Origin of the sequence: Treponema sp. Marseille-Q4132, assembly GCF_014334835.1 — a bacterium.
GTDB classification, from domain to species: Bacteria; Spirochaetota; Spirochaetia; order Treponematales; family Treponemataceae; genus Treponema_D; species Treponema_D paredis.
The window spans coordinates 1,971,087-1,985,541 of sequence record NZ_CP060591.1; the positions used below are offsets into that span (position 1 = coordinate 1,971,087).

A 14,455-nucleotide genomic window follows, 5' to 3' on the forward strand; every position below is an offset into this window, starting at 1 on the left:
CCTTGAATCGAATTGCAGGCAAATCTCCGCATTTGCAGACAATCCGATCCGTGCGCATTTGCGCATACTTATTATTATTAAAACTCAATAAATTATTTATTTATCAAGTTTCCGGCACATGCAGTATCTATGTACATACGGGTATGTTTCGTCTTTCGTAAAATGCTTGCAGGACATGTTTCCGAAACGGGACCCGTAAGGGCGGCGCATGTCGCGTCGTGTTTTTTTGCCGTAGGCACGATACAGAAAATACGTTCGCTCGACACGAGCGTCGGTATCGTAACCGTAAGCGCGTATTCGGGTACGTCGGCTATGGTAGGGAAACAACCGTCGTTTACCTGCTGCTGCCGGCATACCGGATCGAGTTTTACTTTTTTTACCGTTTTCGCGTCTTTGAAATCCGCAACTCCCGGATCGTTAAATGCGATATGACCGTTTTCGCCTATTCCCATAAAAGTTATGTGAATGCGCACGCCGTCGAGCAAGGCACCGTACCGCGCAGCTTCTTTGTCGGGATCCGCTTCGCCGTCGATTAAATTGACGCTTTTAAAAGGTACTTTCGAAAACAGCTTTTCCGAAAGAAAACCGTTGAAAGAATGCGGATCGCCCTGTTTTAAACCGACATAATCGTCCATGTGATATGCGTTGATCTTTTCCCACGGAACGGAAACGTCCGCCGTAAGAGCCGCTAAAAAATCGTTTTGCGAAGGCGCGGCTGCAAAGATGCAGTTGAGTTCGCTCCTCTCTTTTAATAATTCTTTGATGCATACGGCGGCGTCGCGGGCGGCGGCTTTGCCCATCTCTTCGCGAGTGTCGTATACAAACAATTCCACTTCGTCAAATCGCAATTGTTTCATTTTTATCGCCTCACTTTATAATTGATTTTCCGTACCGATTCCCGTTCGATCAATTTCGGTTCGAGCATTATCCGGCTTGCGGTGACGGGTTTGTTTTCGATCCTGTTCAGCAAAATATCCGCCGCGAGCCGTCCCGTATCCACCGCCGATTGGTCGATTGTCGTAAGTGCGGGTACGAACATTGCACCGAACGGAATGTTGTCGCAGCCGACGATCGAAATATCGGACGGTACGTGCACACCTTCCTTTTCGAACTTTTTTATCAATCCTATAGCCGTCATATCGTTTACGGCGAAAACCGCATCGGGCAGATAGCGCCGTTTCATCAGCAGTTCGGCGGCATATTGTCCGCGATAAAAGTCGTCGTTGAAGTCGTCCCGCCGCTGTTCAAAAGCGGCGATCAGCGCATTTTGCGCCGAAAAACGCCTGCGCTTTTTTGTAAACGCTTTTTTATATCCTTCAAACAATCGCTTTCTGCTGAACCGGTCGAGCGGCCCCGATACGAAAACGATATCCTTATGCCCCGCATCGAATAAAAACTCTGCGGCGGTTTTTCCTGCCGCAAGAAAATCGAAGCTGACGCTGTCGATTTCCGGATAATCATAGGGCTGATCGAACAGCACAAAAGGGACGGGGAGGGCGCGCAGTGTCCTCAAAAAAGCGCCGGCAAGATGTATGCTCGACAATAAAAGCCCCGCAACCTGTTTTCGCTGCAATATATCCAAATGCTTTGTTTCGAGCTGAAATCGATTTTGCGACGAACAGATAATCGGCATATAGCCGCGTTCGATACATTCGCATTCCACAGCCGATACAAGCTCGGCGTAAAAAGGATTCGACAGCGACGGAATGATGACACCGATTTCTCTGCTCGTTCCGCCTCTGAGCATCTGCCCGAACACATTCGGCTTATAATGCATGCCGAGCGCGATCCGAAGGATTTCTTTGCGGACTTCGCGGCTTACCGGATAATCCGAACCGCTCAAAACGCGCGACACCGTAGCGGATGACACGCCCGCTTTTTTTGCGATATCGGAAATAGTCGGCCTTTTTTTCGGTTTATCCTGCATAGTGTCGATTTCCGTGACAGTAAACGTTTACTATATGGTAAGTCCGTTTTTTCGATTTGTCAATAATTATTTTTTCGTTATAATTTATTACAATATAATGAATTGGAAGACAGGTAAAAAAATCGGAATGCAGAAATTGAAAACCGTATATAAAAAAATCGGTTTTTTTGTTGCATCGATATAGAATAATATTTCTATTGAAAAACAGCGCCGTGCTCGGATATGCGGCTCTGCTTTTATCCCGTACATACATCGCACGCGTATTGCCGGCGCCGTAAAAATGCAATACAATGCTTCGTATGCATTTCGACATCATCGATACCTTGTATTCCCTGCCCGGGATCGTTATCGGACTTACGCTGCATGAATACTGCCACGCACTCGCCGCGTACAAGCTCGGAGACGGAACGGCAAAAGCGGACGGAAGGCTTACCTTTGATCCGATCAAACACATCGACCCGATCGGTTTTTTGTTTATCGTCATCGCGGGTTTCGGCTGGGCAAAACCCGTTTCATTCGACCCGCGGAATTTGGCGCATCCGAGACGGGACAGAGTCGTCATCGCGCTTGCAGGCCCGCTGTCGAACCTTGGGCTCGGCATCGTCTCTCTTTTTATTGTAAAATTGTTCAGACTTGCAGGCGGGAGCATTTCGTCGTTGCCGCTGTTTGCCGTGTACAAAACCGTTTTTTACGTGCTCCTCTATACGGCGACGATCAATCTCGGATTGTTTATTTTCAATATTTTGCCCATCCCGCCGCTCGATGGCAGTCACGTATTTTTTTCGGGGATGAACTTCAGCAAAGAAAAAGAAGCGCGCTTTATGCAGTGGGGCACTTTCGCTTTGTTCGCCCTCATCGCAGCCGAGCGGGCGACAGGCATCGACTTTATTCCTATCGGTGCCTTTGTCAATAAAGTCGTATCGTTGGTGTTGTGAGCCGTCGTTGCAAATTACCCGACGGGAACGCTTTTGCGCTGCAACGCGGATATTTTGCCCTGTAAAACACAGTAATAATACAAGTGTGTTATTTTTCATTTTATCCTGTACGTACATCGTGCGATACGTTTTCTTTTAGCTTGCCTATAAACGGGTACGGTAGGTAGCACGTTAGAAACCGTCCAAAAAACTTCAGCTTTCGGACAGTTTCTTTGATCTACCGGTATTTTCGGCATTTACTCTAAATATCCCCCGAATAGCCAACCGACGGCATCAGGGCTGATATCTTTTCCCGTTACTTTTTTAGCTCCGTCTAAAAACTTTACTTTTACCCAATTGCTTTCTATGTTATCGATTATTTGCTTTTTGCCGACTTTTATTATTTGTACACGCGAGCCGGCAGCAGCTTTCAGCATCGGAGTTCCTTTTTCTATCGACGGATCGGCACGTAATACGGCCGGGGTTTTTACGGCCATTATTTGATTTTTTGATTTTACTTGAACTTTTATTATTTTTTCAGACTTACCGATATTCTCTTGCACATTGTCTTTACCGGCGGTTACTTCATCGATATCCGTATTTCCTATAGAAATTAACAGTTCCGGCATTATGATTTTATCATCGTAATCTGAAGTGCCGTCGGCGTGGCGGGGCCAAGTGACTTTTGAAAGATCGCAGGTATTATTTTTTATTAAGTTTTCATATTCTTTAAGGGTTGCTTCATTTATCCTGCAGAATGTATGGATAAATATGTCATCGATATAAAAATCAAGATAATCCCCGTCAATAATTATTTTTGCAGAATGAATATTATATTCATATTCTTTAAATGGGATTTCCGTTTTTATAAAATTGCTATAATATAAATCGGACTTTTGTACAATCCCAATTAAAGAAAAAATAATCTGATTATTTTTTACAGTAACATTTCTTACGGTCATATAATATGGGAAACAAAATATAGACAATGTTTCACCACTGTAATTCCAGGCTAAATAAAAATTACCGAGTCTTTTATGCTTCATCTCTTCATCAGTATTAACTCTGAATTCCAAAAAAGCGTTTGGGACTCCAGTATACCAATACAAATATGTTTTGAAATCTACCTCTGATAGCTCCGGAGCATGATAAACAGATGGATATAATTCAATTAATTTATCTCTATTTTGTGCTTTTAATACTTCAAAATCTTCATAAATGACAAAACTTTCTTTAGCTAATTTCTTTTCAACATTATCAGAGAATAGTTTGGAACTAATAAGGATTAATGAAAATATTATTATAATTCGATATTTATTCATTTTCATCCTTACAATTGTCTTTACCGGCGGTTGTTTTATCGAGACTCGTGTTTTTCGTAGAAATTAACGGTTCCGGCATTATGATTTTGTCATCGTAATCCGAAGTGCCGTCGGCGTGGCGGGGCCAGGTAACTTTTGAAAGATCGCAGGTATTCGTTTGGATTAGATTATTGTATTGATTCAATATCTCATTATCCACTTTGCAAAAGGTATCATAATAGTCAGTTAAATTATTGAGATAAACTCCAAGATAATCTCCGTCAAACCGTAAAATTATCGTACATTCGTCTTCCCGTATCGGCCAACTTGAAAAAGGTGATTTATTTTCATTTTTTTTGCAGTTGAATGTTTTTACAACATTTATATAAAAACATCCGTTTTCATAGTTGATCTCATCCATGTAAAATGATAATAAATCTAATTCTTTCCCTCAAGTTACGCATAAATTGTCTTGGTCACGATATAAATCTTTTATAATGCAAAAAGTAGAAAAACAGTCCTGCTCATCCCATTGTATGGTTTTCTCTTCTAATTCATGATAAAATGTTAAAGTTTCAATATTAGCAAAATATTTCTTTATACTTTCTTTGTTTGCAGTATGCAGTATTTTAAGGCATTTTTCCGGAATCCAGAAAGAATCATTCTTTTCAAGAATCCTATCATATAAACTTTTCTTAGGAGAAGCAAAAGTATTTAAACTTATACAAATCAAAACTATATAAAGTAATTTTTTTTTCATGGCATAACATGTCCTTCCTTAACAAGTTCTGCCGGTTACAGGAATAATAGTATGTATTTTCCTACCTTCCGAACAGTCCTTTGAGCGCTCCGGCGGCTTTTTGTACGGCGTCGCTTCCGGTTTGGCCTGCGAGCTGTTTGAGTATGTCCCGCTGAGCTTTTTCGAGCGCGGCGTTCATATCGCCGAAGTTCGCTTCCTGCAGTTTGATGCCGTTTTGAATATCCGTAAGCTTTGCGATTTCGGCTGAAACGCCGCCCGTTTTTTCGGCGAGCAGTTCGTTTACTTTTTCGCGCGCGGAAGCGGTGATCGACGTCAATTCGGAAGCGAGCATGCTTTGGAAAACTTCGGCGAATCGTTCGGCCGCGTCCGTGTCGATCGACAGCGTGATGCCCGATTCGAGCGCGTAGCCTGCGGTAAAGCCGACTTTGAGCGCGGTAAAGCGTTCCGTCGCTTTGCGGTAGATTTCGTATACGGGAGCGGGTTCGAAAGACGGAGTCGCGATTTTCATACCGCTCATATCGATTGCACCCTGCACGCGAAAGCTTCCGTCGTCATCGCCGAGTACGGTACACGAAAGGGCGGACGAGTGCGCGGCAAGCGAATACGCGTCGTCGATTTTGAGCGAAAGCGGAAAGCCCGAGCCGCTGTACTTTGCGGACAAAAGCGGATTATCCGTTTTTCGTCTCCCGTCGATAACGGCGCTTATCGCGTTGTCGATTCCGTTAACGGCGAAGGCGGCGGAAAGCTCTGCGGGCTTTCCACGCTTGTCGGGATCGCTTGAAACTTCTTTTGCCGACACGCTCCAGTTTGCACCGGAGCCGTACGCGTTTTCGATTAAAAACTTCGGAACGGTATCGTTTTTATAATAGATATCCGTGCCCTTCATGCGCCGCGAAACTTTTTTCTCTTTCTTTTTTGCAGGCTTCGGCGCAGCTTTGCTTTTAAATTGAAGGGCCGTATCGATCCCTTTTTGCACGTAGGGATAATACGTACCGAAAAGATTGTACATAAACGCCGTAAGCACTTTGTTGAAGACGCCGCCGATGCCGTCGTTTTTGAGCGTTTTGAATTTGGCGATCTCTTTGTCGATGAGCGCTTTGTCGGATGCGATCGCAGCCCCGATTTCTTTCGAAAGCCGCTCGGCCTTTTCGGTATCGCTTTTGAAGTCCGCCCCGATTTTTTCAGTCTGCGTTTTTATATTTTTTCCCTGCACGACGGCGGCGTTGATCGCATCGAGCGCTTCTTTTAATTTTACGGGATCTTTTACGCCTGCCCAATCGGTTTTGATGAGAGTATCGACGGAACTTGAAAATTCGCGAATCGATTTTTCCATCGACTCGGGCGTATCCTTCCACTTTGCGACCGTCTCTTCGATCGCGGCCTTTGTGCTTTCCGCCATAGCCGGAGATTTCAAATTGCTTTCAACGTTTTTAATAATCGTTTGAGGATCGTATTCTGCAAAAGTGTCGGAAAGCGTTTTTTGTACGTCGGCAAGGAGCGCCTTTTGCATGTCGGCGATGCGGCTTTCGTTTTGTTTTTCTTCGCGCTTTTGTTTTATCGGAATATAGCCGGACGTTTTCCGCTCGGTACCGATGAGCAGGTCGGCGACGGTGATGTTTTCCGCGTCGAATTTGCCGCGCAGCAGTTCGGTCAAATTGAAATCGAAAGTGATTTCCCCGACTTGAAAGATGTTTTTCATCACATCGTTTTTGTTCGCCTGCTGCAAATCTTTTATCGTAAGCTTCGCGCCGAATATTTGAAAATCGAGATAGCCGATATCGGTTTTCGCTTGGAAAGCGCTTTGCATTCCCGCGACGATCGCTTTCTTTACGATGATATTTTTGAACATACCGATAACGACGCAAACGGCGACTATGGCGCCGACGAGGGCTGCAAGCGGGATAAGCTTGACGCCGAATTTCTGCTGTCGTATCTCTTTTGCGACGGCTTTAAGACGGATAAAATCCGCTTTGACGATTTCCGAATTTTTGGGGATGCGGACGCTGCCCGTTTTATCCGCATCGGTGGTAAAATAATTATTAATAAATTCTTTATCCGCCGCGACGTATATTTTTTTCAGTATTTTCTTTTCGAATTGCTTTTGCGTATAAGATTTTTTTAACAATCCGGGGAGTTTTTTTGAGGGAACGGTTTTTTGCGTTTCAGCGATTGTCGTTTTCATACTTATACGATCTCCGACGCCTTTGCGGCAATTTTTGAAATGATCGGCAGCGCACCGATCGCTTTTCCGATTTTGCTGTTTTTGATCGCGCCTGCGATGACCGTACGCCACTTTTTGATCAGTACGATCGCAAGGAGAAAAAGCGGCACATAGCAGACTATGCCGCAGACGAGGGAGCCGCACACGATCGTATTGTTGAATCTCGTAAAGCCGACGAACGGAACGTCGAGCAGGTATGAAAAAATCGGTTCGAGCGGAGCAAACGTAAGAACGGCGTAGCCGGTTTTATGAAAAAGCGGGTCGAGCAGGGGAGAAGCGAGAGAGCCGAGCGCCATTGCGATAAGGTATGCGGCTTTGTTCGTCCGCATAAATAAAAACAGTACGGCGAGCAAATACCACAGCAGATTGTCTTTCGGCATAAAGCCGAGTACGAGCCCGAGGCAAAGCGCGTTCGCGATTTCCGACGGCTTCGAATTCGAATTGAGTGCGCGGAATAATGTTACGATATTTGCGATCATCGGATTCCTCCGAAATTAATAGGTCGAATTTCGATCTTTGTTGAACTCGGCAGGCAGTCGAAAAAGCAATCTGTTTTTGCAACCGCCCTCATATTATTAATTATTCAGAACAGCTGCGGCGAGTTCCTCGCCTTTTTTTTCAAGCGCCTGTAAATCGGCTTCGGTCGGAACGCCCTGCCATTCGTACTGTTCGAACTGTTCCCACTTGAGCGGAGCCGAAATTTCGTCGTACTCTTTTTTTGCTCCTCCCGACCAGCCCCAGCTTCCGATGCGCAGCGCTTTTTTCCCTGTGATGTGCTTGCGGTTGAAAAGATCGAGAATGTGCGCCATAGCGGGAAAGAGTTTGTATTCGTACGTCGGAGCGGCTATGACGATGCCGCGGGAACGGAGAGCGGCTGCGAGTACGTGAGAATCGTCGGTTCCGGGAACCTGCAAAAAATCGACTTTGATGGAAGCGTCGGCCGCTTTGATGCCGCGCACAAGGGCTTCCGCGCCTTTTTTCGTGTTGCCGTACATGGACGAGCAGATGACGCAGATTTCTTTTTCGCCCGTTCCCGCCGTATTGTACGAAGCGAAACGTTCGTAGGCGGCGATGATCCGTTCGGGATGCGCTCTCCAAATGATGCCGTGGCTCGGCGCAATCGTTTTGATTGCAAGGTTTTCGGCGCGGAGCTTTTCGATCGCTTTTTTGACAAAGGGGCTGAAGCTTGCAACGATCGTCGCGTAGTAGCGAAGGCTTTCTTCTTCGAACGATGAGAGTTCGCTTTCGGAAAATTCGTCGTCGAATACGCGCTCGCCGGTCGCGCCGTAGCCGCCGAAAGCGTCGCAGCTGAAAAGCGTTCCCGACGCCGCATCGAACGTACACATCGTTTCAGGCCAATGCACGTTCGGGATTTCGTAAAACGAAAGCGCTTTGCCGCCGAGATCGAGCGTATCGCCCGATTTTACTTCGCGGATTTTAAGAGCGGGGCATCCCTCGTCCGCTTTGATAAAATTCTTTACGAGGGCCGCACCCTTTGCGGTCGTAACGATTTCGATGTTCGGATTTTGCTTTACGAACTCGGGCAAAAATCCCGTGTGATCCGGCTCAAGGTGATTGAGGATGAGATAGTCGATTTTTGCGCCGCCGTCGATTTCGCCGAGCCGTTTTTTCAAGAGGTCGACGGCTTCGCTCCAGTCGGCGGTGAGATCGATAAGCGCGTTTTTTTCTCCGCGCACAAAATACGAATTGAGCGTCACGCCGTTCGGGATCGGCCAATAGCCTTCGAACAAAGGCTGATGAAGGATGTCCGAATGAATGACGGAAATATACGGTGTAATTGAAGCGGTACTCATACCGCCATTTTAGCAATCAAACGCTATGTAGACAAGCCGGCCGCGGACGGACTTTTTCGCTTATTGCAAGTCATGCGCGGAACATCGCGTTCATCCGTTCATTGAAAGGCATGAGCGGTACGCCGCGCTTTGCACCGCCGACATTATGACAAAAAGAGTTCGATGTGTCGCAATCGCTTTCGGCGCGTATTTCCTCACGTAAAAATCTAACCGAAACGATTTCGGTTCCTCAAGTAAAAATCTAACCGTAGCTATGACCGTTGCACCGCCATAGCGATAAGCTTACGCTGCAAGAGTTGTGTCTTGTCAAGCAGCTGTTGTAAATCCAATCTGTTCTTTCTCCTGAAAAGCTCAGCTTTTACCGCCTTGCTTACCTCCTTACTTTCCATAAGCCTTCGGTAGGGAGTCTTAGCCGCATCATATTTCTTTATGACCTTTGCGTCTATTCGTTGCTTTGCAATAATCTTCATCGAGGGAAAAAAGAAATTAACGAGCTTATTATAACTTTCATACAGTTCTGCTAAGACAACACAGGCAGCTTCTCCCTCAAATCGATAGTAGCCGACAATACGCCTTACCACGCTGTCGTTTTTCTGTTCAACAAAACAGTTGTCATTTTTTTTGTACGACCGGCTTCGGGTGAACGTAATATGATTTAGTTCACACCACTGCAAAAGCTGTATATTTTTGAACTCACGTCCGTTATCGCTGTCAATGCCTTTCATAGCAAAGGGTAAGTGTATTTTCACGTCCTCTGTCGCTTCTTTGACCCACCGATGAGCTTTATTCAAAAGCGCACGATTTTCCGTCCATCCTGAATGAACGTCGGTGAGTGTCAGGGTACAAATATACTGTCCTTCCGTAGTTGTACCGCAATGAGCGACCGTATCGGCTTCGAAAAAGCCCGGTTTTCGTTCGTCCCAATCGAAGAAGGTGCGGATCGGAATGAGTTTATTGAGATTCTTTGCCGGTCGTGTCGTTGCAATACCGCGGATGGAATGCTTGGGGATTTCCGGCTTGAGTATCCTTGAGACCGTTGCGCTTGATATGTGAGCAAGTTTTGTTTTCAGTTGTTCAGTATAGCCGAACTTGAGGGCAAGGTAATCGATATTGTCGCGGATAAAGGGTACGAGCCGTTTTGCACACAGGTACATCGAAAATAGCCACAGTCGAATAACTTCACGCTGCACATCTTGACCGTAGTATTTTTCATAGTGCCGCTTTTTACGAGGCTTTTTGATGATCTGTACACTCTTTCTTTCGACGTTGTTGAAGTGTGTTATTTTTATGCGTGCGCTGTTTTTGAGGATGTGGATGGCGTATTTTCGGTTGTAGCCGGTGGTTGCGGTGAACTCGTCGATGATTTTCGTCTTGCGCTTCTTGTTTGCCGTACAGTAGCGTTTTGCCGTTTCTTCGGTCAATTTCTTTTTCGTTTTCATATCTAACCCCATGGTGCCCTTCCTTCGGGCTTCTATTGTGACTCAGATTTGGGTTAGATTTTTACGTGAGGAACGGCTTTTTTTTCGGTTAGATTTAACGTGATGCAATGCGCGGCGTTGACACATCGCGCTTTCAACTTTACTATAGCGGTAGTATCGGCCTCTGTGCCGCAATTTATAAACAGGAGACTTTCATGGGAGTGCCTCTCGTAGAACAATGTAAAAAATATTTTGCCGAACTTACGGAAGCGTCGCGAGCTGCGGCAAAGATCGATGAAGAAAACGTATATCAGGAAGCGAATCCCCTTACTCGGAAATTTATGGACGAACTCTTGTCGGAAGTTATGCTGCCGGGTTCGGGAATTGTTAATATTGAAAATTTCAAAGCTTTTTACCGCGCGATAACCGAAGAAGGCAAAAGCGGCCTCATTTTGATGGAACACTATACGAATCTCGATTTGCCCGCCATCTGCTATCTCCTCGATCATGAGGGAGAGGAGTGGGCGAGGGATTTGTCGAAGCGGATCGTCGCGGTCGCCGGTATGAAGCTCAACGAAGAAAGTCCCATCGTGCGCGCATGGGCGGAAGGTTTTACGCGCGTGGTCATCTATCCGACACGCAGTCTTGACAAAGTCGAAGCGAACGCGCAATCGGAAACGGAAATCGAAGAAGAAAAAAAGCGCGCGCGCAAAATCAATTTGGCGGCGATGCACGCTATGGACGATTGCAAAAAAAGAGGACAGGCGATACTCGTGTTTCCGAGCGGTACTCGCTACAGACCCGGCAAGCCTGAAACGAAGCGCGGACTGCGTGAAATCGACAGCTATCTGCGCCTCTTCGACGTCATGCTGCTCGTGTCGATCAACGGCAACTGTCTCCGCATCAATCCGGAAGCCCCCGACAATATGATGATGGATCTCATTGAAAACGATACGATAACGCTGTCCGCGTCTCCCGTCATCGAATGCAAACAGTTCCGGCGCGACGTTATTGCGAGCTTGGGCGAAACCGAAGAGGACGCAAAGCAAAAGATTGTCGACCGCGTCATGGCGATTTTGGAAGAGCAGCACGAAGCGGCGGAAGCGGGGCGGGTGTAGCGCAGCATTGTACGCGGGCACCGACGGGGAGAGGTGCTCAAGTGTGCGGCCGGCAATACCTCTGATATATTAATTAAATTTAAAAGAATAATTCGGAAATTCCATCTTATGTAAACAATTGATAAAATCTTTTATGTATTTATTGTTATCCTTGTGCGTGTCTTCTATGCAATCGATATACATTTCAATAAATACATTTTTTTCTTCACATTTCATATATGCGATTTGTTGATAATGGCCGTGTCCTTCTTTTTTCTTTAAGTCGTATAATTTATATTGCCATTTATTCAATTGAGTCGAATACTCGGCTGAACCGATTTTTGTTAATTTATAATCGGGCAGATAGTCGGTTAGATTTTTAATCATATCCGATTCGAATTTTTCCAATGTAAAATCTTTCGGCGGAAAATACAGCTTTACATTTATATACACGGGAGTTTCATCCATACCGTATTTTTTTATAAAAAATACTCCGTTAACGCCGTATCGCGCTGCGGCGTTCATATCTACCATCCAATAATTCGGAAGAGGAATACTTAATAAAAAATTATCGCCGTATATTGAGAATGCCAGCAGTTCTTCATCTTTGTCTTTTGCCGAAATTGATATTGCGATTTGTAAAAGCACTGATACCAAAATAAAAATTCGATTTATTTTCTTCATTTATTTCCCCCTCTATGTTTTTTTCATTTGTGCATCGGTTACCTCCGGACATTCCTCAGTAACTACGGGTTTGGCTGAATTTATGAGTTTCCTGTCTTCTCAGTAAGCGGATTTTTAATTAAATTATCTAATGTCATAGTTTTCATGATACAATTTCTTCTCTTTATAAATATATATGTTTTTCTAAAAAATTAGAAATGACTATATCATTTTCCCATACTCGTAAATAGAATCACTTGCTAAATCAATTCTGTCATTCCAATATAAATATTTTGTGCTGTCTGCTCGTCAAGGTAATATTCTCCGCAGTTGTCACAAATTTTTGCAGGAACATTACGGAAAATAACTGTCGCATTGTCGCGAGTAAGTACAACTTGTGTAAAACCCTCTTGCATCTCTCCGAGCTTGTAAATCGGATATTTCATGTTAATTTCTTCTTTTTGTGAAATCAGAAGTCCATCACAGTGGGTGAGAAATCTTTAATTAGTCAGTGATTCACGTATTACTTCTTGTTCGACTGCTTTTTGTATGAATTGATTTAATGATATACCTTGCATTACCGATAACAGTTTCGCCTTTTTATGCAACTCCGGCGCAATACGAACATTAAAACTGCCTTTGTATGATTTCTCTATTTTTTTACCGCTCGCTTTACATAAAATTATGTAATCATTTACAGCTTCTTCAAAGGATTGTTTCAATTCACTGACCGTATTCCCTTCAAAAGACACCAGATCGTCAATGCCTTCTATTTTTCCGAAAAAGATTTCATCAGCGGCATTGAAATGAACGGAACCTATAAAATCTTTATACTGTAAGATATCTTTCATATTAATCCCCTTGTTGTCAGTTCTTCTACAAGTTGTTCTACTTGGTATTGTTTTAATACGTTTTTAGGATGCGGTTTATGAAGCCGAATAATGTGCCCTGTTTTTTCATTAAGAAACGCTACTCGAGAACCTGACGTTTTCCCGCTTTGACTTTCTTTATAGCCCAGTTTTCCTAATAATTTCCTTAATTCATCATATGTAAAATCAACCGGTTTATTTAAAAGCCTTTTTATAAGTTTTTCTTTTTGGCTCATATCTAATAATACTCTATATATGTTATAACTGCAACTGTTTTCCGGTTATAATTATAAGCTGCTGTAGTAATCCTCTTTTTTTTCGACAGCGCGCCGCGATTTCAAGTACTAAGCGGTGCTGTATATTAATCTTTCTTAAATATTTTCCCGTCTTTTCATAAGGCAAAGGGCTTTGAAAAGGATTATTTTTTATAATTTCAATCAAGTCTTTTAGTGTCTGTGTTGAATTTATTAAATCAATATTTTAAAAATATATTAATTTATTTTTCTAATAATTAACTCAACTAATAAAGTTAATAAGCTACCAATGATAACTGATAGCAAAGATAAAGCAATATTATCTTTCTGCCTAACAAAAAAATTCCTACAATTTCTATATGAAATCGAATTTCACTTATATATATTTCGAATTTTTCGACTTTTTTTTCGGAGAATTTTTCTATTTCTTCTCTACTCTCTAGCTCAAAATTATTTATTGTTATTTCATATTTAAATCCGTTCTCTTGAATTATATCTAGTAAATCATTAATTTCATCTAAATATAACTTTGAGTATTTATAATATTTTAAATCCCTTGAATTTTGCTTTATCATAATTATTTCCGAGAGTTTTCTAAATTGCACATATAATATTTCTCACCTTTTTCTCTTTATATCATAAAGAAATACTACTTTTTATCTAGGCTGATACAAAACAAAAAAATAAATTTCTCAAGCATAATAATAAAAAAATGCCCACCGGGCAATCGGTATAACATTCGCTTAAACGCATTGCACAGCAAATGTCAGGCTGACACGGCTGTTAGGTTTCCTATCTTCTACCAAACAGTTTTTACATCATACAACTATTTCATATACAGTATGAGTAAATTCCAATTTTTTCTTGATTTGTTTTATTGAAATCTCCCAAAATGAGGCATAACTGTAAAAACAAACATTAGACTCAACTATATCTTTAGCACTTTTCGAAAATCGATAAATACCAAAGATCTGTATGCGTGTCGAGCAAATACTTCTTTACATATACTCCGAAAAATCTTCGAGAGGTTCATCAAAATCCGGCGACATATAAAAAGGTTCATTTTTCCAAACACCGAAAAGAGATTTTTTTTCAGAACTGTGTAAGGCATATATGATATCTCATACAAATTCTATTGTATAATAAATTCATAAAATTTTCTGCTACAGTAGTTAGTAATACTGTAAAATTAGAAAACCGCTCGTAATTTATTATTA

The 14,455-nt window shown here is 43.1% G+C and carries 16 protein-coding genes and 1 pseudogene; 2 read left to right on the forward strand and 15 right to left on the reverse strand.

Annotated features, from left to right (window positions below; all coding sequences use genetic code 11):
• Positions 1-92 precede the first annotated feature (92 nt).
• On the reverse strand, positions 93-857 hold the full coding sequence (locus H9I35_RS09015; protein ID WP_187419080.1) for a 6-phosphogluconolactonase: 765 nt from the start codon (positions 855-857) through the stop codon (positions 93-95).
• Between the two features lie 2 nt (positions 858-859).
• On the reverse strand, positions 860-1,927 hold the full coding sequence (locus H9I35_RS09020; protein WP_187419081.1) for a LacI family DNA-binding transcriptional regulator: 1,068 nt from the start codon (positions 1,925-1,927) through the stop codon (positions 860-862).
• 299 nt (positions 1,928-2,226) lie between these two features.
• On the opposite strand from H9I35_RS09020, the gene H9I35_RS09025 reads away from it, so the two are divergent.
• Positions 2,227-2,862, forward strand: a complete 636-nt coding sequence (locus H9I35_RS09025; protein ID WP_187419082.1) for a site-2 protease family protein — start codon at positions 2,227-2,229, stop codon at positions 2,860-2,862.
• 236 nt (positions 2,863-3,098) lie between these two features.
• On the opposite strand, the gene H9I35_RS09030 is transcribed toward H9I35_RS09025, so the two are convergent.
• The 7 genes from H9I35_RS09030 to H9I35_RS09060 form a co-directional block, all read right to left on the reverse strand.
• Complete coding sequence (locus H9I35_RS09030) at positions 3,099-4,169, reverse strand: hypothetical protein (RefSeq protein WP_187419083.1); 1,071 nt, start codon at positions 4,167-4,169, stop codon at positions 3,099-3,101.
• Entirely contained in the window at positions 4,156-4,563 is a 408-nt protein-coding gene (locus H9I35_RS09035; RefSeq protein ID WP_187419084.1) for a hypothetical protein, read from the reverse strand. The genes H9I35_RS09030 and H9I35_RS09035 overlap by 14 nt, the downstream gene beginning before the upstream one ends.
• A 30-nt stretch (positions 4,564-4,593) precedes the next feature.
• Positions 4,594-4,902, reverse strand: coding sequence for a hypothetical protein (locus H9I35_RS09040; RefSeq protein WP_187419085.1), 309 nt, complete (start codon positions 4,900-4,902; stop codon positions 4,594-4,596).
• A gap of 61 nt (positions 4,903-4,963) precedes the next feature.
• Positions 4,964-7,084: a TIGR03545 family protein gene (locus H9I35_RS09045; protein WP_187419086.1), complete on the reverse strand. Its 2,121-nt coding sequence runs from the start codon at positions 7,082-7,084 to the stop codon at positions 4,964-4,966.
• A 2-nt stretch (positions 7,085-7,086) separates the two neighbouring features.
• Positions 7,087-7,602: a TIGR03546 family protein gene (locus tag H9I35_RS09050; protein WP_187419087.1), complete on the reverse strand. Its 516-nt coding sequence runs from the start codon at positions 7,600-7,602 to the stop codon at positions 7,087-7,089.
• Positions 7,603-7,698: 96 nt separating this feature from the next.
• Entirely contained in the window at positions 7,699-8,937 is a 1,239-nt protein-coding gene (locus H9I35_RS09055) for an FprA family A-type flavoprotein (protein WP_187419088.1), read from the reverse strand.
• Between the two features lie 251 nt (positions 8,938-9,188).
• A complete protein-coding gene (locus H9I35_RS09060; RefSeq protein WP_187418950.1) occupies positions 9,189-10,388 on the reverse strand; it encodes an integrase catalytic domain-containing protein in 1,200 nt (399 codons plus the stop codon).
• Between the two features lie 182 nt (positions 10,389-10,570).
• Here H9I35_RS09060 and H9I35_RS09065 point away from each other — a divergent pair, with 182 nt between their 5' ends.
• Entirely contained in the window at positions 10,571-11,473 is a 903-nt protein-coding gene (locus tag H9I35_RS09065; protein WP_187419089.1) for a lysophospholipid acyltransferase family protein, read from the forward strand.
• Between the two features lie 69 nt (positions 11,474-11,542).
• On the opposite strand, the gene H9I35_RS09070 is transcribed toward H9I35_RS09065, so the two are convergent.
• The 6 genes and pseudogenes from H9I35_RS09070 to H9I35_RS09095 all read right to left on the reverse strand — a co-directional run.
• The gene (locus tag H9I35_RS09070; protein WP_187419090.1) at positions 11,543-12,136 is read right to left on the reverse strand and encodes a hypothetical protein; all 594 of its coding nucleotides are present in this window, start codon (positions 12,134-12,136) and stop codon (positions 11,543-11,545) included.
• A gap of 239 nt (positions 12,137-12,375) precedes the next feature.
• A complete protein-coding gene (locus H9I35_RS09075; protein WP_187419091.1) occupies positions 12,376-12,561 on the reverse strand; it encodes a type II toxin-antitoxin system MqsA family antitoxin in 186 nt (61 codons plus the stop codon).
• A gap of 54 nt (positions 12,562-12,615) precedes the next feature.
• The gene (locus H9I35_RS09080) at positions 12,616-12,966 is read right to left on the reverse strand and encodes a type II toxin-antitoxin system HicB family antitoxin (RefSeq protein WP_187419092.1); all 351 of its coding nucleotides are present in this window, start codon (positions 12,964-12,966) and stop codon (positions 12,616-12,618) included.
• The gene (locus H9I35_RS09085; protein ID WP_187419093.1) at positions 12,963-13,220 is read right to left on the reverse strand and encodes a type II toxin-antitoxin system HicA family toxin; all 258 of its coding nucleotides are present in this window, start codon (positions 13,218-13,220) and stop codon (positions 12,963-12,965) included. Before H9I35_RS09085 ends, H9I35_RS09080 begins: the two co-directional genes overlap by 4 nt.
• 293 nt (positions 13,221-13,513) lie before the next feature.
• Positions 13,514-13,813: a hypothetical protein gene (locus H9I35_RS09090; protein WP_187419094.1), complete on the reverse strand. Its 300-nt coding sequence runs from the start codon at positions 13,811-13,813 to the stop codon at positions 13,514-13,516.
• 423 nt (positions 13,814-14,236) lie between these two features.
• Positions 14,237-14,335, reverse strand: a pseudogene (locus H9I35_RS09095) (DUF2281 domain-containing protein); the annotation flags it as partial.
• Positions 14,336-14,455: the final 120 nt, after the last annotated feature.

What these genes read in the sequence shown, in the direction of transcription:
- H9I35_RS09015 (WP_187419080.1), bottom strand. Translation starts at nt 857, where the DNA reads ATGAAACAATTGCGATTTGACGAAGTGGAATTGTTTGTATACGACACT.
- H9I35_RS09020 (WP_187419081.1), bottom strand. Translation starts at nt 1,927, where the DNA reads ATGCAGGATAAACCGAAAAAAAGGCCGACTATTTCCGATATCGCAAAA.
- H9I35_RS09025 (WP_187419082.1), top strand. Translation starts at nt 2,227, where the DNA reads ATGCATTTCGACATCATCGATACCTTGTATTCCCTGCCCGGGATCGTT.
- H9I35_RS09030 (WP_187419083.1), bottom strand. Translation starts at nt 4,169, where the DNA reads ATGAAAATGAATAAATATCGAATTATAATAATATTTTCATTAATCCTT.
- H9I35_RS09035 (WP_187419084.1), bottom strand. Translation starts at nt 4,563, where the DNA reads ATGGATGAGATCAACTATGAAAACGGATGTTTTTATATAAATGTTGTA.
- H9I35_RS09040 (WP_187419085.1), bottom strand. Translation starts at nt 4,902, where the DNA reads ATGAAAAAAAAATTACTTTATATAGTTTTGATTTGTATAAGTTTAAAT.
- H9I35_RS09045 (WP_187419086.1), bottom strand. Translation starts at nt 7,084, where the DNA reads ATGAAAACGACAATCGCTGAAACGCAAAAAACCGTTCCCTCAAAAAAA.
- H9I35_RS09050 (WP_187419087.1), bottom strand. Translation starts at nt 7,602, where the DNA reads ATGATCGCAAATATCGTAACATTATTCCGCGCACTCAATTCGAATTCG.
- H9I35_RS09055 (WP_187419088.1), bottom strand. Translation starts at nt 8,937, where the DNA reads ATGAGTACCGCTTCAATTACACCGTATATTTCCGTCATTCATTCGGAC.
- H9I35_RS09060 (WP_187418950.1), bottom strand. Translation starts at nt 10,388, where the DNA reads ATGGGGTTAGATATGAAAACGAAAAAGAAATTGACCGAAGAAACGGCA.
- H9I35_RS09065 (WP_187419089.1), top strand. Translation starts at nt 10,571, where the DNA reads ATGGGAGTGCCTCTCGTAGAACAATGTAAAAAATATTTTGCCGAACTT.
- H9I35_RS09070 (WP_187419090.1), bottom strand. Translation starts at nt 12,136, where the DNA reads ATGAAGAAAATAAATCGAATTTTTATTTTGGTATCAGTGCTTTTACAA.
- H9I35_RS09075 (WP_187419091.1), bottom strand. Translation starts at nt 12,561, where the DNA reads ATGAAATATCCGATTTACAAGCTCGGAGAGATGCAAGAGGGTTTTACA.
- H9I35_RS09080 (WP_187419092.1), bottom strand. Translation starts at nt 12,966, where the DNA reads ATGAAAGATATCTTACAGTATAAAGATTTTATAGGTTCCGTTCATTTC.
- H9I35_RS09085 (WP_187419093.1), bottom strand. Translation starts at nt 13,220, where the DNA reads ATGAGCCAAAAAGAAAAACTTATAAAAAGGCTTTTAAATAAACCGGTT.
- H9I35_RS09090 (WP_187419094.1), bottom strand. Translation starts at nt 13,813, where the DNA reads ATGATAAAGCAAAATTCAAGGGATTTAAAATATTATAAATACTCAAAG.